This window comes from Psychrobacter sp. BF1, assembly GCF_019279065.1.
Lineage (GTDB): Bacteria > Pseudomonadota > Gammaproteobacteria > Pseudomonadales > Moraxellaceae > Psychrobacter > Psychrobacter urativorans.
The window spans coordinates 137,639-159,849 of the sequence record NZ_JAGYWV010000005.1; the positions used below are offsets into that span (position 1 = coordinate 137,639).

Here is a 22,211-nt window from a genome sequence, read left to right on the forward strand (position 1 = left end):
AAATTCAGTGACAATGGTCTCTATTCAAGCTTTAAGCTTTGCGTAGAGTGGTTATCAACCCACCAAATCATTGGATTTGCTAGCTATGTATTTCGCTATTGATTATGAATTGGCAATAGCCCATCTACGCAAAGTTAGTGCCTGTTAGTAGCAGTGACTCTCTATTTTTAGCTAATAAAATAGTTTGGATTTATCGCCTTTCTACAGGCCGCTCTCAAGATTCACACTCAGCCAATAAGAACGGTGCAGTTTTGCTAGTTTTGGAGCAAGCTACCTGTTCAGGTGATCCTTGAGCGACAATCTGTCCACCCTCATCACCCGCGCCAGGGCCAATATCGATAACCCAGTCGCTGTTGCTAGCCACTTGCATATCGTGCTCAACCATAATCACTGTGTTACCTGCATCGACTAGACCGTTTAACTGAGCCATTAACATCGATACATCTTTAGGATGCAAGCCGGTGGTCGGCTCATCAAGCACATAAAGAGTATCGCCACGTTGAGTCCGCTGTAGTTCAGTAGCTAATTTGATACGTTGGGCTTCACCGCCTGACAGTTCCGTGGCAGGTTGACCGAGACGCAAATAGCCAAGCCCGACTTGTAATAAAGCCTGTAAGGCGCGCAAGATAGCGGGTTCATCAACAAAGAACTCATAGGCTGCCTCCACCGTTAGCGCTAGTACTTCAGCGATATTTTTATCACCATAAGTGATTTCGAGAGTTTCATCATTGTAGCGCTGCCCATGGCAGACTTGGCAAGGTGAATAAACGCTTGGCAGAAATAAAAGCTCGACCATCACAAAACCTAAGCCTTCACAATTGGCGCAACGACCTTTAGTAGTATTAAAAGAAAAACGACCAGCATTATAACGGCGAGCTTTGGCTTCTGGAGTTGCAGCAAACCGTTTACGCACTTGGTCGAACAACCCAGTATAAGTGGCAAGATTAGAGCGAGGCGTACGACCTATGGCTTTTTGGTCGACAGTTATTAACCGTGTTACTTGTTCCATACCAGCGACAATTCGACCACCTGTTGGCGTCTCTAATTCTTGCTGCAATAGATCAGCTTCACCAGTTGCAACTTCTAGCACTGGCTGCTGCCCTAGTGCTTCATAAACCAACTCTACTAACGCTTGACTGACTAAGCTTGACTTACCTGAACCGGATACCCCAGTGACCGTAGTCATCACCCCTAGTGGAAACGCGACCTCTAACCCTTGTAGATTATTACGCTCAATCCCAACCAGTTTAAGCCAAGCTTTTGGCGATCTTGGACTACGCTTTACTTGGCTGGCAGCATTAAACAGATATTGTCCGGTGTACGAGTTTTTAACAGCGCGTAATCCATTAACAGGGCCGTTGTAAATCACTTCACCACCGTGAGTGCCAGCATCAGGACCGACATCTACTACCCAATCGGCATGTCTAATAACACTAACATCGTGTTCAACTACAAATACTGAATTGCCAGCAGCAATCAGCTCGTCCAGTGCACCCAATAATGCTTGGGTATCGGCTGGATGCAGACCCGCAGAAGGCTCATCGAGGACATAAACTACCCCAAATAATTTTGAGCGAATTTGGGTAGCAAGACGCAGACGTTGTAACTCCCCTGGAGATAAAGTAGGCGTAGTACGCTCAAGTGATAAATAGCCCAAACCTAACCTCGTCAAGGCTTCAACACGCGAGAGGATATCACTAGCGATACGCTGAGCGACAATTGCTTTTTCTCGATCTACGGTATTGTTAGATGGTTTAGCATGCGCCGCATCTTGCAACTTAACGGCTACTTCAGTTAAGGTCAATTGCGATAACTCACCGATATCTAGTCCGGCAAATTTCACTGATAGCGACTCTCGCTTTAGCTTTTTGCCATGGCATTCAGGACATACTGAGATTTGCATAAACTGCGAGACGCGCTTTTTAGTTAGCGGGCTTTGGGTAGTGGCAAAGGAATGCAGAATAAAGTTTTTAGCACTGACATAAGTACCAGTATAACTAGGCTTTTCATTTTGTTCGATGGCGGCACGTACCTGTTGGATATTGTATGTCGAATAAACCGGCACTGTTGGCGTATCGTCAGTAAATAGTATCCAATCACGAGTCTGTTTTGGCAGTTTATGCCATGGCACATCGATATCGTAACCGAGGGTAATTAGAATACGAGCTAAGTTCTGACCTTGAAACGCTGGTGGCCATGCGGCAATGGCTCTATCTCTAATAGTCTTAGTATCATCAGGAACCAATAACTTCTCGGTTACTTCAAAAACCCGACCAATACCTGAGCAAGTTGGACAAGCACCGTCAGGGGTATTCGGCGAAAATGCATCCGCATAAAGCATCTGTTGATCAGTAGGATATTCGCCAGCTCGTGAGTACAGCATGCGCAGACCGTTAGAGATAGTAGTTACACTACCAACCGATGAGCGCACGGAAGGCGTACCACGTTGCTGTTGCAAGGCGACCGCTGGCGGCAAGCCCTCTATAGCATCGACATCCGGCTCATCGACTTGATCTATCAGACGTCGTGCATAAGGCGATACTGAATCTAAGTAACGGCGTTGCGACTCAGCAAATAAAGTACCAAAAGCCAGCGACGACTTACCAGAACCAGAGATTCCAGTAAACACTACCAGCGCATTGCGCGGTAGATCAACATCGACGTTTTTTAGATTATGAACACGCGCACCTCTAACTTGGATGCTGTGCTCTATAGTCTGTGGTTCAAGCAAGCTCGTAGTATTACTGGCGATATTATTGCAATCAGTATTAGCAGCAACACTTTTATTATTACTAGTATTGACTGCTTGGCTGGTAAAGGTAGTCATAAAATAATTATTCCTATTACAGCGTTGTTTTTTTATGGGTTTTGTAGAGTCTAACACCAGATTGTTGTTTGACAGCCTAGGCCTTACTGAGCCAATACGCATTACTTACACAGCCTTACTTACCGTTATTGGCTTTATTTTCACGACAAAAAATCCCACATAGTTGTGGGATTTTTATAGTTATCGTTGCTTACTACAGAGCTTTATAGCTCACAAATGAGCACTCAAATAGCACAGTTATTCAGCCTCAAAGCAATAAGCCGTTAACTTGTTACCTTCCAAATCACGAACATACGCCGCATAAGCATTAGGTGCCCAATCACGTGTGCCTGGTAGGCCGGCATCAATACCACCTGCGCTTAGTGCCGCAGCATGAAAGGCATCAATAGCTGCGCGACTTGGCGCCACGAAACTAACCGTAACCCCATTACCAGCAGTAGCGGCTTCACCGTCAATAGGCTTCATAACAAAGAAAGAAGGGCTATCTACACCCCATATTGCACCGGCTTCGCCTAGATCAGCAATGCGCTTAAGCCCTAAAGGAGCTAAGACCGCGTCATAAAACATACGGGCTTTGTCTAAATCATTGGTACCAACAGCAACGTGAGTAAAAGTATTCATAAGTTTCTCTGCAAATAATAATGGTGTTTGATTGATAGCTTTGTATTGATAGCTTTGTAGAGATGCAGCGGATTTGCTACTTTTCTACTAATGGCAATCATCATACACCCTTGTACCTACAAGGTAATGGAGCTAAATAGTAAATACCTTTTGCTGCACAGTAACATTAGCTACGCCCCTAAGATAGTAACTATACTAACCCTACATAAGGGCCATACTTTGCATGCTAAGATCATGGCTTTTATCTAGTTGTTTTGACAGCGGTACCTAAAGACACACTAGGCCTTAATAGAGGCTCAATCGGCAGACGATTGCAGCCATTAGGAAGTTTAATGCGTACTACTAAAGATCGTATCCGCCATACCCTAAGCTTTGAGCTAATCGGCTTACTTATCTTTGCGCCATTAGCCAGCTTAGTATTTGGCTTTGATCTACAGTTGATGGGAGTTATCGCTGTAGTAGGCTCCATTATCGCTACTGTATGGAACTTCGTTTATAACTTATGGTTTGACCATGCCATGGTAAAACTACGCGGTAATGTGCATAAGACCCTGATGATACGTGTAGGCCATGCGCTGCTATTTGAGGGTGGGCTGCTGATCCTGTTTATGCCGATGATTGCTTGGTATCTGGGTATTAGCTTATGGGAGGCGTTTATTATGGACATCGCTATGGCGACTTTTTATGTGCTGTATGCTTTTGTGTTTAACTGGGTTTATGACAAAGTATTTCCTATTCCAGAAGCTGCTGTCACCAATATCATTACTAATATCAGTACTACTATTAGCGCCAATGGCAATGGCAATGCCCATCCTCAGGCTAAAACGGTCAGAAAATAAGTCATTGATTCAACTTCTAACTGGCAAGATTAATAATTAATTCGTAAGCCATAAGCCCATCGCGCTTTAAAAGTTGCATGGGCTTATTATATTAATCGCTTAGTATCACAAACTAACTCTCAAAATTGCTTATCAGTAAACCTTACGCCGTTTTTGTTTCCTTAATAGACAGCATGACAGCGAGATTCTGAACACCGATAGCTGACTATAAATAGCTATACATGGCATTGTTATATTGCCAGCCAACGACCTTATACTTAGTCGTGTATCACTGGTGTGCCCTGAGTACTAAACGAAAAGGCTTTATTACTAAAATTACCTATCATGACCGCTTCAATGACTGGCGTCACCGTATCATCCAACCCTTCTACTTCGATAATAAAGTTCGCCCCTGAGCCGCCTTTATCCTCTTCTTTTTCGACGATATAGTTCAACGTGGCCATTGGTGGCAGTTCAATGGTGCTTTTTAGATAATGCTTTACAAGATTACCCGCGGTGTCGTAGTAGTCGATTTTATTGATGAATAGTGGTTTTTTTAGAGTGGTATTACGTACGCTTAGAGTCGCTGATAACAAAACCTTGCGATTGTCTCTATCCGTATAGATATCTGAATAAATAGGCACATAAAAGGTTTGTTTATATTTAAATTTGCTGCGATCAATATTTGAGGTTATCTCAAGCTCTTTAATAGGATCTTTGTGTTGCTCTGAAAACATAGTATTTGGGTCTTGTACCGACTGATCACAGCCTGACAACGATACCGCCAATAAGACCGCAATAGATAGAACGGATAGGCTGCGCTTGTTCATAACTCTCCCCTTTGTCCATTCATATAGTCAGTTACTTCAAGTCATTAGTATGGTGAGTAACCGCTATCTCAAATAGTTTGTATAGCCAATGATAGCGGTTATAAACAACCACTGTGCTAAATAATTTCTATTATAAGTAGCTATTGTCCTAAGCTGCCAGCTATCTAATGTACCCTGACCCCAACGCTACGTAAAAACTGATTAATATGTTTATTAGCACCATAGACTACTAGGACATCATTATCTTGTAGAATTTGCTCAGGCATCGCCAAACCTTGAATACTCGGTTTACTCTGCATACGTCCAAAAGTATCTTTATAATGCTCGTGGACTAAGGTACTTAATAGCTTAATATTGAATTTTTGCTCAAGTTTTAACTCACCAATAGCTTTACCAACCAGTGCATCAGGAATATTAATCTCAACAATACTAAAATTCTCACTCAACTCAAATGAGTCTACAAAATAGCGTAACGATAGCCTTTTTGCCCAACGCATCGCTGATTCTTTTTCAGGATGGAAGATATCGTCGACCCCGATCGCTTGTAATACGGTTTCGTGTAAGGGATTAATACTACGACTTATTAAGCGCTTGGCTTTTAGGGTCTTAAATAGCGCTGTAGCCATGACGTTAGCGCCTTGATCTTCGCCAATAGCGACGATCACAATATCAGTATCAATAATTGGCAGGCCTTTTACAGTATATTCATCAGTGGCACTCATACAGATAGTATGCGAGATCACTTCTTTATAGGCATCGACTTTTTGCATATTGCTATCGATACCGATAACTTCATGGCCTTGACTGGTGAGCGCTATCCCTAATGATGAGCCAAAGCTCCCTAAGCCTATAATAATATATTTCATAACTTTGCTTACACCCCGATAATTAATAGCTATTTAAATGCTTTAGTTAATAGTAATTTCTTCAGTTGGATAACGATAGTTACGCTGACGCATATTTTTAAGAAGTGCAATAAAGATAGTTAACATGCCTACTCGACCAACGAACATAATGACGGCGACTACCAGTTTGCTAAAATCTGACAACTCAGGGGTCAAATTCAAACTTAAACCTACTGTGCTATAGGCGGAAAAACATTCAAATACTACTTTGATTAACTCCAGCTCTGGCTGATTGTAGCTAATTACTGTCACCCCCGTACCGATGACCAATAATGATAGCCACATAATAGAGAAAGCACGACGGATAGAGATATCAGCAATCTCACGTTGAAACACCTCAACACGGCCCTGTCCACGGGCAATGCTCAAGGTATTTAGCAACGCAATTGCAAAGGTACTAGTCTTGATACCTCCACCAGTAGAGTTGGGTGAGGCACCAACCCACATTAGAAATATGGTCAACATAATAGTGGGGAACGCTAAAGCATCCATATCAGAATTATTGAAACCTGCGGTACGTGGGGTGGCGGCGGTAAAGAACGCTGATATTAATTTACCATACCAAGTACTATGCTCAACCAGTATCCCGTTATATTCAAATATCATTACTCCAATTAGCCCGATCAGTAGCAGCGCGCCGGTCATGATTAAAGTAATACGGCTATTAATGCTAAGTAACCACGGCTGATAGGCATAGCGCGACTCATTACTATGGCTATTGCGATAAATAAAACGCTCGCTACGGTGGCGCAAATAACGCAGTAGATTAACCACGATAATAAAGCCTAGACCACCGAAGATAAAAGTAGTAGCAATGGTTAGTTGTAGAGGGTAATTAAAGCGTACTGTTTCGTCATAAAGACCAGCACTAAAAGTCGAAAACCCGGCATTACAAAAAGCCGAAACTGCATGAAAGACTGAAAAGAATAAACGCTCTGATAAACTCATCCCCGGCAAATCATAAATACTGCTATAGATAAACACAGCGGCCAACGCTTCAACACCAAAAGTGACATATAGAATCGACTTCAAGGTAGTCACCGCATCTCCTAGCCGCTGCGCATAGGTCATCTCACCTATACTTAGCTGAGTCTCATAACTGACGCCACCCTTAAAAAAGTAGCTGAAATAAGTTACAAAAGTCAGAATGCCCAAACCACCAATTTGGATCATTCCCATGATGATGACTTGGCCAAAGGTAGTGAAATAAGTAGCAGTATCTACGACGATTAGCCCCGTCACACAGACAGCACTAGTAGCGGTAAATAGCGCATCTACAAATGATAAAGGCTGAGTAGTAGCTTTGGGCATCATCAGCAATAAAGCACCAACTAAGATCACTGACAAAAAGCTTAAGATAAAGAACTGACCCGGATTTAAAAAAGTACGTTTTAGATTGAAATCAGTATCGGATATTTCACGGATAAAAGTGGCAAAAACGGCAATTTTGATGGCAGCAAATCCATCAGTGGCCATAGTAAATCCTGACTGCAATAAATCAGTGAAATGTAACGCCAGTAGCACGACAATCGCCGCACTAGTAAACAAATCGAATATGGCGACTTTATTAAGCAGTAGCTTGTGCAGTACCAGCGGAGTTTTTGGGTGCATATAACGCTCTACTATGGCTGAAAAACCTAGAGCGATGATGAACAAATAAAAGAAGTGGAACAACTGCTGTAACCAAGTGCCTAGCGTAAAACCACTATCGATTAACGCTACCCCAACCCCGATAAAACTAATGACGATAGTGAGCTTATTTAATAACCTAGAGGGTATGGCTAATTGCATATACTGAGTCCATTAAAGAGGTAATGGTAATATAAAGTAAGCAAGGATGCTTGAGGATAAAGACTGGATGGTAGCCATTATTGAGATTAGTAAAATCTAGCTTACTTATACACCCTTTTTTAGCTAATACGTTAAAGCTATATCTAAATAATCGTAACTAGTTACAGGTTAATTATCAAAAACTAAACTATCCAAAGGTTTTAGCAAAAAAGCTTTTAAACAGCTTACAAGCCTCACTCACAAGCTAATAGCAACATGGACCCATATTATTACAGAATACGCTATACTTGCTAATAATTAATCCCAATAAAAATACCGCTAATGGACTGCTTTTATGGCACTCAATATTCTCCTAACTGTTCACTTTGTGTTGCTTATCATTATTTCTTTGCGAGTTCTAGCGCGTCATAATTTATCTTCACCCGCACGCTTAGCTTGGCTAGTTATATTATTTCTACTGCCTTATATTGGAGTAGTCATTTATTGGATGTTTGGGGAGATTCATTTAGGCCGCAACTTTGAGCGTGAGCATCGGCAAATTATTAATAGATTACATCGAGCTAACCCTGAAGTACTCGGTAACGAGGCCTCATTAGCAGCCGCTATCAAACCGCCCTATCAAGCCGCTTTTGCTTACTCTGCAAACGTAACAGGATTTCATACTACTTTAGGCAATAGTGCAGAGCTGATGGCGAATGCCGCTGATACTCGAGCGCGAATGATTGCCGACTTCGATGCGGCGACTGATCATATCCATGTACTGTATTATATTTGGCTAATTGATGGGATGGGTATTGATACCGCTCAAGCACTCATCCGCGCAGCGAAGCGTGGGGTTACTTGTCGAGCTATGGTCGATGGTATGGGTTCGCGCAAAATGATTGGCTCAAAAATATGGCAAGAAATGAAAGCGGCAGGCGTCCAAGTTAGCGTAGCGCTACCAATTAGTAACTTAATAAAAACCTTGTTGTTTAGCCGCCTTGATTTGCGTAATCACCGTAAAATAACTGTGATTGACGGCAAGATTGGCTATTGCGGCAGTCGTAATTGCGCTGACCCTGAGTTTCAGGTCAAGCCTAAGTACGCCCCGTGGATAGATATTATGCTAAGAGTTGAAGGGCCAGTAGTAGCACAAAACCAGATGTTATTTGCCAGCGATTGGCTTATTCAAAACCCTGAAACCCCTTTGGAGAGCTTTAAGTATTTTAGTGACTCAAAACCTGAGGGCTTTGCTGCGCAAGTATTCTCTGATGGGCCTACTCAGCGACAAGGTGCGACACCACAGTTCTTGGGCGCACTAATCAGTCAAGCACAGCATACTCTGATCATTTCAACGCCCTACTTTGTACCTGACTATTCTCTAGTGAGTATCTTGTGTGCGACGGCCTATCGTGGCGTCGATGTGACTATGATATTCCCCAAAAAGAACGACTCCTTTGTGGTTGCCGCTACTAGCCACAGCTACTACTGGCAACTGCTTGAGGCCGGAGTCAAAATCTATGAGTATAAACCAGGCTTACTCCATGCTAAGACTCTGACTATCGATGGTGAAATCAGCTTGATTGGCTCGACTAATTTAGACTTACGTAGCTTTGATTTGAACTATGAGAATAATGTATTGATTAGCGATAAAGCCCTCACCGCTGATATTATGGAAAGACAATATCAGTATATTACTGCCTCTGATGAAGTACGCCGTGAACATGTAGAACAGTGGTCAGTACCTTATAGAATCTGGAACAATATCGTTGCTACTATGGGACCCGTTTTATAAAATCATAATCAATAATAAACAGAGCAGCTACACTCTCATACGCTGCCCTGATTTTCGCTAGTGGTTAGATAAATACGAGGCTGCTAGCTATGCTCTATCGATTCCTCATCATTTACGGATAAAGGGTCAGCAGCACCCTCTACACTAGCAAGTTTTTGTAGAATATAAATGACAAACTTTGCTTCCGTCAAAAACTCAGCCGTCTCAGTAGTCGCTAGTAGTTGCTGACGCTTCTCAGCGTGAGCACGATAAGCGTAAGGAGTCATCGTTAGTAGATCAGTTAATGCCGCTGTCGATAAGCTGAGATTGGTACTGACATGATGGCTATCTAGCAAGGTAAAATACTGAGCCAAAGTCGGTAAGAACTTATCTGAATCATGTTCACGCACTTCATCAAATAACGCCTCACGTACTGTTGCTAAGTGACCGACATCGGGCTTAGCAATAATCAGATAACCGTCACTCTGCAAAGCCTGCGCAAAAGCTTCGGGCAATATCGGGCTAAAGATACTACTAATACCAGTTATGCTTTGCGCTTGTAGCGGTAAATGAGCGGCGCTGGTAACGATTGGGTAAACAGCAGCCTTTTGCGGCGTCTGCTGTTGGTTATCTTCTTGGCTTTGTAGGCTCTTTTGCTCATCTTTGTTCTCCTGATTAACATCTGTAGGGTGCTGTTGGTACCAAAGTATATGTTTAGCCTTACTGACTTTTGCTAGCTCTATGAGTGCCGACTTACTAATATCAGCTGCTACCAACTGATCGATAGCCAATAGCTTTGCCATAGCTTGAGTATAGTAGCCCTCGCCGCAGCCGATGTCTAACCAGCGAGTATTAGCATAATTATCAATATCAGTATTATCCTCATTAGCCAATGTTTGCGCCGCTTGGCGCTTAGCTAATAATAATTCCATCTGCTGACAGACTAAATCTCGTAGTGGCTGATAGTATCCAGCGTTTAAAAATCTTTGCCGCGCTGCAATAGACTGCTGACTATCACCAGGCACTTTAGAGTTTTTTTGTTGTACTGGCAATAGATTAACATAGCCTTGGCGTGCGACATCAAAGGGGTGAGAGGTTTGCTTGGCATTTAGGCTACCATCACAGCGCCAAGTATCAACTGCAGGCTGCAAAGGCGATTGACAAATTGGACAAATAAATAAAGGCACGAGCATCTCAGCGTCATAGAAGTAGAGCTAGCATTTTAACAAATATCGTAGCCGATAAGCGATAAAAAGCCACTCTAGTTAACTAACCAAGCTCAGAAGATTTAAAAGTAAAAGTAAAATGGTTAGATAAGCTTTTAGATAGGCTATTACCTTAGCAACAAGCCAACTTAACAACAGCTTAATCTTGCCAATCTATAATAAGTTTTAGCTCTATTAAAGCAAAAAAAGACTCTTATTAAAGAGTCTTTTTCAATGGTCAGCCAATACTATTAACTTAATATAATTTTGGCTTAGCGTAGTTTTAAGGTCATCAGCCCTAATATCACTAATAATATAGCAATAATCCAAAACCTAACCACCACTTGGGTCTCTTTCCAACCGATTTCTTCAAAGTGATGATGTAAAGGCGCCATACGAAAAATACGTTTTTTACGCAGCTTATACGAGCCTACTTGTAGTATAACCGACACTGCTTCAGCGACGAATAGACCACCCATAATAGCAAAAGCAATCTCTTGGCGAGTCATTACCGCAATAGTTCCGAGCATGGCTCCTAGAGCTAGTGCACCGACGTCACCCATAAATACTTGTGCAGGATGGGCGTTAAACCATAAGAAACCTAAACCAGCACCGACCATAGCGCCACAAACGATAATCAACTCAGAATTATAGGCGATATAAGGCACATGCAGATATTCGGAGAATCTGACATCGCCTGAGACATAAGCCATCGCCCCTAACCCTGCTGCCACTAATACTACGGGCAAAATCGCCAGACCATCTAAGCCATCGGTTAGATTGACTGCATTAGAGGAGCCGTTGATTACAAAGTAGGTAAAAATAATAAAGCCAATGCCTAAGGGCAGCGCTGAGAAAGGAATTACCCAGTCTTTAAATATTGGTAATAATAAATCTTGCATCGCCATTGTAGTCGATACATCCGGCTGTAGAGTCGCAATATAATACAAAGAGATGCCAACGAATAAGGCACCCATCGACAACCAAAAATATTTTTTGCGAGCGATTAAGCCTTTAGGATCTTTATACTTGATCTTTAACCAGTCATCCGTCCAACCGACGGCACCGAAGATAACCATCACCACTAGCAGTATCCACACATAAGGATTAGTCAACCGGGCCCACAGCAGAGTTGATATCCCGATAGACGCTAAAATTAATATCCCGCCCATCGTTGGTGTACCAGTCTTAGCTAAGTGCGACTGCGGCCCATCATTACGAATAGCTTGACCATATCTAAGAGCACGCAAATGGCGGATAACCCGACCTCCTAAAGCCATGCTCAGGCCAAGCGCTGTCACCACAGCAAGCAGTGCTCGTAGGGTTAAAGAAGATACCGCAGAAAACGGTGAATAATACTGGCTAAGCCATTCAAACAACCAAACTAACACCGCCTACTCCTTTACTAGTGCGTCAATAAGTGTTTCCATTTCCATAAAGCGCGAGCCCTTGAATAACACGGTACAAGGGTGCGCTTGTTGCACTTGTAAATATTGTTGCAAATACACCAGCAAGCTGTCTTTATCCGCAAATGCTAGTGCATTAATGGCATCGTTAGCGCTGATCTCTTGCGCGCCCGCCACCGTACAGCTAGCGAACTCGCCTACACATAGCAGCACATCGATACCAATGGTGGCGATACTGCGACCTAAGCTTTGGTGCTCGCTGACAGCCGCCTCACCCAATTCACCAATATCCCCCAGTACCAATATTTGCGTACCGGTTTGCGCCGCCAATACTTTGGCTGCTGCACGTACAGAGTGCGGATTAGAGTTATAAGTATCATCAAGCAGTCGATGATTACCCAACAGCTGACTATTTAAGCGACCTTTGGCAGGACGCGAATTCTGTAAGCCAATAACGATGTCATCGATACTGATACCAAGCGCATGAGCGCAAGCCGCAGCAGCCAAAGCATTACTTACATTATGCTCACCGGCTAACGGTAGACTGATAGCTTGTACTTGCGTACCAATATGTAGCTGAAACTCACTACGCTCAGGCTCGACATCGAGATGACTGGCACTAACATCAGTATTACCAAAGCCAATTACGTGGCTTGTATGGGTCTCGGCAATCCGGCGCAGTTGGTTGGCAAAGTCATCATTATCAGGCACGATAGCGTACTGATCAGCATTCAAAGTGTGGTAGATTTCAGCCTTAGTTTGACAGATACCTTCACGACTACCGAACTCTCCTAAATGTGCAGTGCCAATATTGAGAATACAAGCAACATCAGGACGTACTATCTCGGTCGTGTAGGCAATCTCGCCGATATGATTGGCTCCGAGCTCCATAATCGCATAACGATGATGATCAGATAACTCAAGCAACATCATCGGTACACCCAAATCATTATTGAGGTTACCGCGAGTGATTAGAGTTGGTGCCAGACGGCCAAAGATACTGCCTAGCATCTCTTTACAAGTGGTTTTGCCACTAGATCCTGTGATAGCGATAACCGTCAAATCTTTATGCTGCTGACGACGATGAGCGGCCATCTGACCAAAAGCCAAACGCGTATCGCTGACTACCAACTGTGGAATAGTAGTCGATATTGGTCGTGATACGATAGCGGCAACAGCGCCTTTAGAAGCGGCTAGATTAATATAGTCATGACCGTCAAAATTATCACCAGTCAAGGCTAAAAAAATATCGCCCTGATTAATAGTACGAGTATCAGTAGCGATACGGTTGCTAGTCACCTTATTCTCAGTAGAATTCTGGGTTCCAGGTAGCTGCCAATGACTGTTGAGAGTGTTTGTTGCTGCCAGCAGATTGTCGGCTTGCCAGACATAAAGTCCCTGCGACTGTATAATATTATTGTTATCGGCTGTCATAGTAATTACCTTTAGGTAGCGGCTTATCTTATATAGTGATGCGGTTGAAAAATTAGGGCCTATTTATCACAAAAATACGGCTGTACATAAGAGCAGTATTTATAGCCCCGTTTAAGGTGCGGCTTATAGTCTTGCTGCTGTCGGTAATGACAGTCGTCCAGCTCGTCGCAAAGCTTCTGCTAAAACCACAGTGTCATCGAAATCATGGCGCACACCTTGAATCTCTTGATAGGTTTCGTGACCTTTGCCAGCAATCACCACGATATCATCAACGCTAGCATGACTGACCGCATACTCAATCGCTTGTTTACGCGCCGCCTCAATATGAGTGCGCTGATATTGTTCAGTACTCATGCCCGCTTGCATATCTTGCAATATCTGCTGAGGATCTTCAGTACGTGGATTATCAGCTGTCAATATCACTCTATCAGCACCCGCCAAACCAGCTTGCGCCATTAGCGGTCGCTTGCCAGTATCGCGATCACCACCACAGCCAAACACTGCCCACAGCTCACCAGTACAATGAGTTCTAAGACTATCAAGGACTTGGGTTAACGCATCTGGGGTATGAGCATAATCAACGATAAAACAGCCATCATTTGATGCGATACGCTGCATACGCCCAACAGCACCTTGTAACTGCGCTACTAATGAGGCTAGCTGTTCAATATCTACACCAAGCGCCACTACCGCCGCGATAGCAGCCAATAGATTAGCGACATTAAAGCGGCCTAATAGTGGACTGACGATACTGATATTGCCAAACTCACTGACTAAATCAATCTCAACGCCTTGCAAACTGGGCTTAATGCTAGCGGTAACAAAGGTAGCCGAGGCTGAAGCCTGCAAGCTATAAGTCCAAACTATTAATTGGCTAGCATGCGCGGTATCAAGCATCACTTGCGCATGCTCATCATCACTATTGATAATAGCGTGCGTTAAGCTCGGAAAATAAGTTTTATTGAATAGCTTAGCTTTTGCAGCGACGTACTCTTCCATATTCGCATGATAATCTAGATGATCACGACTAAGATTAGTATAAATAGCGACCGTAACTGGCACACCTTGCAAGCGCTGCTGATCTAGTCCATGCGAGCTGGCTTCTAGTGCTAGTAGCTCGACACCCTCAGTACCCATTTGATGTAGGAACTGCTGTACCGCTAAAGCATCGCCCGTAGTATGGCTAGCTTGTACTAGGGCGCCAAGTCTACCATTACCTGCCGTACCCATGACCGCACTACTCATCGTAGCAAGTTGACCTAATTGCGCCACTAATTGACTGATAGTAGTCTTACCATTAGTGCCAGTAACAGCCACCACAGTAGGCAACTTGACTGGCTGCGAGTGTTGTAGCAGGGCTTGGGCAAAGTCACCTAGCAGCTCACGAATATTAGGCACATAGATAACGGGACAACCCAGTTCAGCCAATTGCTGTTGAGCTGCGAGTTGATCACTATCAACTTGCGAGCTGCTAGCTTGATCACTATCAACTTGCGGGCTGCTAGCTTGACCAGCAGTCGCTGTCACCAAGCTGCTAGTGTTAAGTAAAGTGCTGGGCTCAATTTCAGATAAGATAAAAGCTGCCGATTTAGCGGCCTGTTGCAGATAGCGGCAACTGGCTTCATAGGACTGAGTTTGGCTAGCTAATAATACGAATACGTCGTCAGCAGTGACTTGGCGGCTGTCCAGACGTAGCTGAACAAAAGGGATATCAATGATTGAATTTGCATAGTCATTCAGCTGACTTAAGGCTCTTAGCTGCTGCTTGCTAGTCTGGTTATTATCGATAAGCTGCTGCAAAGTCACAGCGTTATGAGCGTAATCAGTCATGAGCAGATCCTAAACAAGTGAGAAAATAGACGTTAACAGCGTCTGTTAAAAAGACACCATAGAAAATTAAGCAAAAAATAAGTTAAAAAAACAATATACAAAAATAACAGCAATAGCAAATTCTGGGTTTAATGTTTAAACAAAACCCAGCAACCTAATATAAGGCTATATTTGCTTTAACCTGCTTTTAGCGAAGCCAGTTAGTTAGTTACTGACTTCCTTAGTCTCCAAAGGTTTATCTAGAGGTACATTGTACAGACGCAGCGCCTCTTTCATTACATTGTGAAATACTGGTGCTGCGGTTAAACCGGCATAAATCTGACCGCGTGGATCTTCGATTAAGATTACCCCTACTAGCTTCGGATTAGAAGCTGGAGCCATACCAGCAAAGACGTTACGGTACTGATCTGTATAATAACCACCATCAGGATTGATACGTCGTGAAGTACCTGTTTTACCCGCTACTCGATAACCATCAATAGCCGCCGCTTTTGCTGTACCACCTATTTCAGTGACCGCCTCTAGCATTTTTACGATGTCCATCGCTTGTTCACGTTCCATAATACGTTTACTAGGCAATGGGGTAGTATTTTTGCTCAAGGTTAGCGGATGCATTATGCCACCTGAAGCCAAAGCAGCATAGGCTTGGGCTACTTGTGCCAAAGTTACTTGCAGGCCATAACCATAACTGACAGTAGCACGGCGAGCGATTTCGTTTTCTTTTGGCGTAGTCACCGAACCAGCGCCTTCCCCTGGAAACTGTAGGGGGGTCTTTGCACCAAAGCCAAACTGATGCTGCATATTAGTTATGGCATCTGCAGGTAAAGATAGAGCTATTTTAGTAGAGGCCACGTTACTTGATTTTTGCAATAAGGTAGCCATGTTTATGGTACCCAAATTGTTATGATCGCGGATCGTGTAGCCTGGGACTCGGATGGAGCCAGGGTTAGTATCAATAAGAGAGCTGGCCGTATATTTGCCTGAATCTAAAGCGGCAGCAACGGTAAAGGGCTTCATTACTGAACCGGGTTCAAAGACATCGAGTAACGCTCGGTTACGCTGATTCTCGCCAGTCATCTCGTTAAGGTTGTTAGAGTTAAACGACGGCCATGTCGATAAAGCCAATACCTCGCCAGTCTGCACATCCACTATCATACCGGTCGACCACCGAGCTTGTTGCAAGCGTCCAGCTTTTTCTAGCTCTTTGTAAAGCAAATACTGTAAACGCGAATCGATAGTCAAAGCTACATCTTGTCCCGGTACTTCAGGCTCAATTTGCTTAAGCTCTCTTAAACTGTTTTGTTTGGCATCTTTTAGGATCAACACCTTGCCATCCTTGCCCGCTAGCATGCTGTCGTATTGACGCTCAATACCTGCTCTACCCTCATAACCGCCTTCAGGGTCATCGACATTTTGCCCCATAAAGCCTAACAGCTGCGAATTGGGTTGCGGCTGTGGGTAATAACGCTGGAAGAAGTTCTTCTCGTATACTCCAGGGAAGTCGAGGCTAGTAACGCTCTGCGCAATTTCAGGAGTGACTTTATTGAGTAGCGGTAAATAATGCGAACCTGCCCCTGAAGGTAAAGCTGCCTTTACCGCCGCAGCGTCGGTCGCATCAACGCTGGCATCAATAGCAGCCGACTTTTTCAGCTGTTCTAATGGAATATTAGCAGCGACCGCTAGCGGTGTTAAATCCATATTGTCTAGACGCTTTTGCATGCGAGCTTGCATCTGTGGATGATCGTTATTTTCAATGATAATGCGTTTTAGCTCATAGTACTCTTGTGCATAATCATGCGGGCTAAAAGAGACCGTAGCTAAAGGAGCGCTAACCGCCAGTGGCAAATTATTACGATCAGTAATCATGCCACGGTAAGACTTTTGCGTACGCACACTAGTGATCAGCTCATTACCTTTATCTTGATAAAACTGAGCGTTAGCGACTTGTAAATAATAGGCACGGCCTACTAGCGCAACTAAGACGAATAGCGCAATGCCCCAGATAGTGCGAAAACGGTTTTTATCACTCTCAAAACCACCACGTGACGAGGCACCAGAGGCTTTATTAAAAGCAATTTTTTTACGGTTCTTAACACTAGTATAAGCGCCCGCTGTACTATCGTTTTTTAGACGGCTGTTTAGTTTAGCAGAGCGATTTTTTAAGTTAGTTTTAGCCGTGCTTTTGGAGGCCGAGGCTTTATTTCCAGTGCTATTATCAGCTTTAGCACTACTAGCACGGCGCAAAGGTTTGATGACTTTGCCAGCGGTAGCTTTGCTGCTAGATGCTTTGCCAGTTTTGGGTGTTTTATCACTCATTGAGCGACCTCCGCTACTGCAGCATCATCAGTAGTACTAGCTTTTGTGCTTGTATCTACAGGGGCACTGGCTTTAGGTTCGGCCGTTGCTACTGGAGCACCTAACTGGATAATGAGCTTGTCTTTAAGGGTTGGGGTGTACATATTAAGTTCGGAAACCGCACGACTAGCAATCTGCGGCGTCGCACTAAAGGTTTGCTGTTCAATGAGCAAGCGCTGATGCTCAACTTGTAGTTTGCGTTGTTGCTTTTTCATATCTTGCAAGGTTTTGTAATCCTGATGATATTGTTGAATCCCCTCGGCAGTTTTTATACCGCTCCAGACGATGCTCGTTGCCAATAATAGCAGCAACACCACATAAATACTGACCACGTTAAAGCGCTGCGCGAATATTTCGCCGACATCAGTCGTTGCCGCTGCAGCGGCCTTGTGTTGGTTGCTAGGTTTACCCGATAGTGCCATGACGATCTCAAAAAAGTGAACTTAAATATAAAAGATTATTGCGACTGGCTATAACAATTATTGTTATAGACAGTCGCAATAATAAAAATGTCAGTCATCACACCGATGATAAAGAGTATTTATATCTATACAATTTATCTTCATTGTTAATAACAATTTCATAACCATTACTGAGTAAAACCTAAAACCAACCCGCTCAAAGCCTAGCAGCCAATATTTACAGCTTTTTAACAGTAGCGTAGTCATTCATAATCAATCACTGCCTAATTGCTAATCACTAGCTGACTATTACTCACTACCCTTTGCTAGTTACTGCTTATCTTCTGTAGGATTGGCGACGGTGTCAGTACGAGTAGCTGCACGTAACCAAGCACTGCGCGAACGTGGATTAGCAGCCACTTCAGCTTTACTGGGGCCAACACGTCTTGGCTTACTAAAATAACGGGGGCGATCAGGCCTTATGGGTAATTGCTCATCCTCGGGATACTGACCTTTACTATGACGCTGCAAAAACTGCTTGATACGGCGATCTTCAAGCGAGTGAAAACTAATCACTGCCAGCTGTCCACCCGCTTTGACCACTGCAATACTTTGTTGCAAAAAGCTATCAACATCACCAAGCTCGTTGTTAATGAATATCCGCATCGCCTGAAAGCTTTGAGTCGCTGGGTGCTTGCCACGTTGCCAGTTAGGATGCGCCACTTTTATGGTCTCAGCCAGCGCCAAGGTAGAAGTATAACTGTCCATCTCCTTGATCGCACGCGCAATACGGCGACTGTGACGCTCTTCACCGAACTCAAAAAGCACATTGGCTAAAGTCTCATCATCGACATCTGCCAGCCATGCTGAAACTGGCTGACCACGGCTCGTGTCCATGCGCATATCGACTGCGCCATCACGCATAAAGCTAAAGCCGCGACTACCATCATCAATTTGTGGTGAGGATACGCCTAAATCGGCCATCAGCCCATCCACTTGGCTGATACCCAGAGTGGCTAAGCTGGTGGTTAAGCTGGCAAAGCTGTCGTGAATAACCGTTACTCGGCTATCCTCACTCGCCAACGCTTGCGCCACGCTAATAGCGGTCGGGTCTTTGTCAAAGACAATCAGCCGCGCATCATCTGCCAGTTGGCTCAATAACAATCGACTATGACCACCACGGCCAAAAGTCGCATCGACATAGATACCAGTAGCTTGCAGGCTGTCTTCGGGTAAAGACTTGACCCCTAATACTGCCGCTACAGCTTCTGATAATAATACCGCATCATGATTAAAGCTTAATTCATCGGGCGTTACTGTATTAGCCGACGACAAATTATCCAGCGCAGCTATATCAGCTGTCGGTGCAATAGTCGTGGTCGACGAATCCAAGACATCAGTGGCTGATGAAGGAGGTAACTTAGGGTCTAGCTGAGACTTAGATAATGACACAAATAACTCAATAAATGACGACCAATGAGGCCATTAATAGTAAAAATTAGATAGAAATAAATGGCTTAAGAATTGCCTAGTGTTATTATCGCAAGGATACACTGGTAGTCAAGCGCCATCTATTGTTTTCGAAAAAAATATTATATCTGTCTGTTATACTAGAGCGATATTTTACGCTATTCGCTTGCTGCAATAAAATTCTTTCAGCGATATTCTTTTATTTATAATAATACATCTGAGGCCATCATGACCCAAGCTAATCCTACTGCCACCTCCAACCGCCCTGTACGTACCCGAATTGCTCCTTCTCCTACTGGCTTTCCGCATGTCGGCACCGCTTATATTGCACTATTTAATTTAGCCTTTGCTAAAGCTCATGGCGGCGAGTTTATTCTACGTATCGAAGATACTGACCAAGTTCGCTCTACTGAGCAGTCTGAACAAATGATTTTGGACGCCCTGCGTTGGGTAGGTCTTGATTGGGCGGAAGGCCCTGATGTTGGTGGGCCACATGCCCCATATCGTCAGAGCGAGCGTGCCGATATCTATAAACGACATGCCCAGCAGCTGCTTGATAACGATCATGCTTTCCGTTGTTTTTGTACTAGTGAAGAGCTTGATGTAATGCGTAGCGAACAAATGGCTAGAGGTGAGTCGCCCCGCTATGACGGTCGTTATGCTGATTTGTCACGTGCAGAATCTGATCAGATGGTAAGCGATGGCAAGCCGTTTGTAATCCGTATGCGGGTTCCGAGCGAAGGGGTTTGTAAAGTTGACGATATGCTACGGGGTACTGTTGAAATCCCTTGGGCACAAGTCGATATGCAAGTGCTACTAAAGACTGACGGCTTACCTACTTACCATTTAGCTAACGTCGTCGATGACCATCTAATGGAAATCAGCCATGTCATGCGTGGTGAAGAGTGGCTAAACTCTGCGCCAAAGCATCAGCTGCTGTATGAATACTTTGGTTGGGAGATGCCAGTACTCTGCCACATGCCGTTGTTACGTAACCCTGATAAGTCAAAATTGTCAAAGCGTAAAAACCCAACCTCTATCACTTACTATCGTGATGCTGGGGTATTACCTGAAGCTTTGCTAAACTACCTCGGCCGTATGGGTTACTCAATGCCGAATGAAGCTGAGAAATTCAGTTTAGAAGAAATGATAGCCAGCTTCGATATTCAACGTGTCTCGCTTGGCGGCCCTATCTTCGATATCGAAAAACTTAATTGGCTCAATGCTGAGTGGCTACGGGCGCTAACGCCAGAGGAGCTGAAGAACAGAATCCTTGATTGGGCTAATAATAGCGACAAACTTACTGCTATGGCAGCTGCTATTCAACCTCGTATTGAGCTGCTTTCTGATGCTGTCAATTGGGGTGGCTTCTACTTCCAAAACTTACCGGCGATCAAAGCCGAAGACTTCAGCCATAAGACGCTTTCCGATGAGCAAGTTATAGAATTGCTACAGCTAGCAATATGGCAGCTTGAAGCCTTGCCTACTTGGTCTGAAGACAATATCTACGCTACTATCAAAGGCCTCTCGGCAGCGCTAGATATCAAAATGCGTGACTTTATCGCTCCGTTCTTTATCGCTATTGCTGGTAGCACCTCATCGACTCCAGTGATGAACTCTATGTGGATCATTGGTGCTGATATGACGTTAATACGTCTGCGTCATGCGGTAGATACCCTTGGCGGTCTAGGTAAGAAAAAATTGAAAAAGCTTGAGAAAACAGCTGCGGACTTACCTGATTTTTTGGCTGGTGAGTAAAGTATTTCGCTAGTTTGTAGGCTGGGTTTCTAACCCAGCAATAAGTTTATAATCAGAAAAATTATTTAATACAAAAAAGGCATGAGTTTTGTGGGAGCAAAGCCCGTGCCTTTTTCGTTTTTAAAAGTTGAGTCTCTTATTAAAAGTGAAATGTTGTAGACTATAAGTTTAGCTTAACTTTTTTTTGATTGATTCGGAGATGACAACTTTGAAATTTATGAAATTATTAATGTCTTTACTTTTAGGAAGTCTTTTTTTCACAAATGTTCATGCAATTGATTATCAAACGACTGTACCATGGACGAAGAACAACGATGGAAGTGCAGGAGTTGCGTATAGTAAAGAATATAGTGAAGAAATTAAAATTTTTGAAGCAAGTATTAACCATTCAAAGTCAGGAAATCAAAGACTTTATTTTAATGACTTATATATTGAAGACATTAATTCTTGTAAATATAAGACCTCTACTCCTGACAGCACAACAATAGTATTCAATGGACAAGCAGTTAAGATGCTACGGTGGTGCAAAAAATTTGCGAATGCAGATAAATACTACTACGAGTTAACGCCAGAAACAGATCGTGGTGAGAGCTATGTCATAAATATTTTTAAGGTCGCTACTTCACCTATCGAAATTCAATATGATAACGAAACACTATACTTTCCAGTAATTGGTTTCACCAAAGCTTGGAATAGTGCTGGTGGCAATGCGATTTAAAAAACAGAGCAGATAGTTAGAACCTGCAACGCCTTGATACAAGAACTCATAAACCAGTTAGATTGTACATTTATCAATCTAGCACATTT

The 22,211-nt window shown here is 43.5% G+C and carries 16 protein-coding genes; 4 read left to right on the forward strand and 12 right to left on the reverse strand.

Annotation, left to right across the window (positions count from 1 at the left end; all coding sequences use genetic code 11):
• Positions 1–214: 214 nt before the first annotated feature.
• Positions 215–2,827, reverse strand: a complete 2,613-nt coding sequence (gene uvrA / locus KZA12_RS07820) for an excinuclease ABC subunit UvrA (RefSeq protein WP_218689836.1) — start codon at positions 2,825–2,827, stop codon at positions 215–217.
• Positions 2,828–3,064: 237 nt separating this feature from the next.
• Complete coding sequence (locus KZA12_RS07825; RefSeq protein ID WP_218689837.1) at positions 3,065–3,448, reverse strand: VOC family protein; 384 nt, start codon at positions 3,446–3,448, stop codon at positions 3,065–3,067.
• 332 nt (positions 3,449–3,780) lie between these two features.
• Here KZA12_RS07825 and KZA12_RS07830 point away from each other — a divergent pair, with 332 nt between their 5' ends.
• The gene (locus KZA12_RS07830; protein WP_218689838.1) at positions 3,781–4,287 is read left to right on the forward strand and encodes a PACE efflux transporter; all 507 of its coding nucleotides are present in this window, start codon (positions 3,781–3,783) and stop codon (positions 4,285–4,287) included.
• Between the two features lie 257 nt (positions 4,288–4,544).
• Here the strand turns inward: KZA12_RS07830 and KZA12_RS07835 are convergent, their stop codons facing one another.
• The 3 genes from KZA12_RS07835 to KZA12_RS07845 form a co-directional block, all read right to left on the reverse strand.
• Positions 4,545–5,096, reverse strand: a complete 552-nt coding sequence (locus KZA12_RS07835; RefSeq protein ID WP_218689839.1) for a DUF3124 domain-containing protein — start codon at positions 5,094–5,096, stop codon at positions 4,545–4,547.
• A gap of 164 nt (positions 5,097–5,260) precedes the next feature.
• Positions 5,261–5,962, reverse strand: a complete 702-nt coding sequence (locus KZA12_RS07840; RefSeq protein WP_201623347.1) for a TrkA family potassium uptake protein — start codon at positions 5,960–5,962, stop codon at positions 5,261–5,263.
• A gap of 42 nt (positions 5,963–6,004) precedes the next feature.
• Positions 6,005–7,792, reverse strand: coding sequence for a TrkH family potassium uptake protein (locus KZA12_RS07845; protein WP_201623348.1), 1,788 nt, complete (start codon positions 7,790–7,792; stop codon positions 6,005–6,007).
• A 334-nt stretch (positions 7,793–8,126) separates the two neighbouring features.
• Here KZA12_RS07845 and cls point away from each other — a divergent pair, with 334 nt between their 5' ends.
• A complete protein-coding gene (gene cls / locus KZA12_RS07850; RefSeq protein WP_218689840.1) occupies positions 8,127–9,566 on the forward strand; it encodes a cardiolipin synthase in 1,440 nt (479 codons plus the stop codon).
• 83 nt (positions 9,567–9,649) lie between these two features.
• Here the strand turns inward: cls and KZA12_RS07855 are convergent, their stop codons facing one another.
• The 7 genes from KZA12_RS07855 to rsmH form a co-directional block, all read right to left on the reverse strand.
• The gene (locus tag KZA12_RS07855; RefSeq protein ID WP_218689841.1) at positions 9,650–10,738 is read right to left on the reverse strand and encodes a putative RNA methyltransferase; all 1,089 of its coding nucleotides are present in this window, start codon (positions 10,736–10,738) and stop codon (positions 9,650–9,652) included.
• 284 nt (positions 10,739–11,022) lie between these two features.
• On the reverse strand, positions 11,023–12,141 hold the full coding sequence (mraY, locus tag KZA12_RS07860; RefSeq protein ID WP_201623351.1) for a phospho-N-acetylmuramoyl-pentapeptide-transferase: 1,119 nt from the start codon (positions 12,139–12,141) through the stop codon (positions 11,023–11,025).
• Positions 12,142–12,144: 3 nt separating this feature from the next.
• Positions 12,145–13,590, reverse strand: coding sequence for a UDP-N-acetylmuramoyl-tripeptide--D-alanyl-D-alanine ligase (murF, locus tag KZA12_RS07865; protein WP_218689842.1), 1,446 nt, complete (start codon positions 13,588–13,590; stop codon positions 12,145–12,147).
• A 123-nt stretch (positions 13,591–13,713) separates the two neighbouring features.
• Positions 13,714–15,420, reverse strand: coding sequence for a UDP-N-acetylmuramoyl-L-alanyl-D-glutamate--2,6-diaminopimelate ligase (locus KZA12_RS07870; protein WP_218689843.1), 1,707 nt, complete (start codon positions 15,418–15,420; stop codon positions 13,714–13,716).
• A gap of 204 nt (positions 15,421–15,624) precedes the next feature.
• Positions 15,625–17,736: a penicillin-binding protein 2 gene (locus tag KZA12_RS07875; protein ID WP_218689844.1), complete on the reverse strand. Its 2,112-nt coding sequence runs from the start codon at positions 17,734–17,736 to the stop codon at positions 15,625–15,627.
• The gene (locus KZA12_RS07880) at positions 17,733–18,197 is read right to left on the reverse strand and encodes a cell division protein FtsL (protein ID WP_201623355.1); all 465 of its coding nucleotides are present in this window, start codon (positions 18,195–18,197) and stop codon (positions 17,733–17,735) included. Before KZA12_RS07880 ends, KZA12_RS07875 begins: the two co-directional genes overlap by 4 nt.
• A 309-nt stretch (positions 18,198–18,506) precedes the next feature.
• A complete protein-coding gene (gene rsmH, locus KZA12_RS07885) occupies positions 18,507–19,511 on the reverse strand; it encodes a 16S rRNA (cytosine(1402)-N(4))-methyltransferase RsmH (RefSeq protein WP_373416603.1) in 1,005 nt (334 codons plus the stop codon).
• A gap of 363 nt (positions 19,512–19,874) precedes the next feature.
• Between rsmH and gltX the strand changes: the two genes are divergently transcribed.
• On the forward strand, positions 19,875–21,404 hold the full coding sequence (gene gltX, locus KZA12_RS07890) for a glutamate--tRNA ligase (protein ID WP_218689846.1): 1,530 nt from the start codon (positions 19,875–19,877) through the stop codon (positions 21,402–21,404).
• 199 nt (positions 21,405–21,603) lie between these two features.
• Entirely contained in the window at positions 21,604–22,122 is a 519-nt protein-coding gene (locus KZA12_RS07895; RefSeq protein WP_218689847.1) for a hypothetical protein, read from the forward strand.
• Positions 22,123–22,211: the final 89 nt, after the last annotated feature.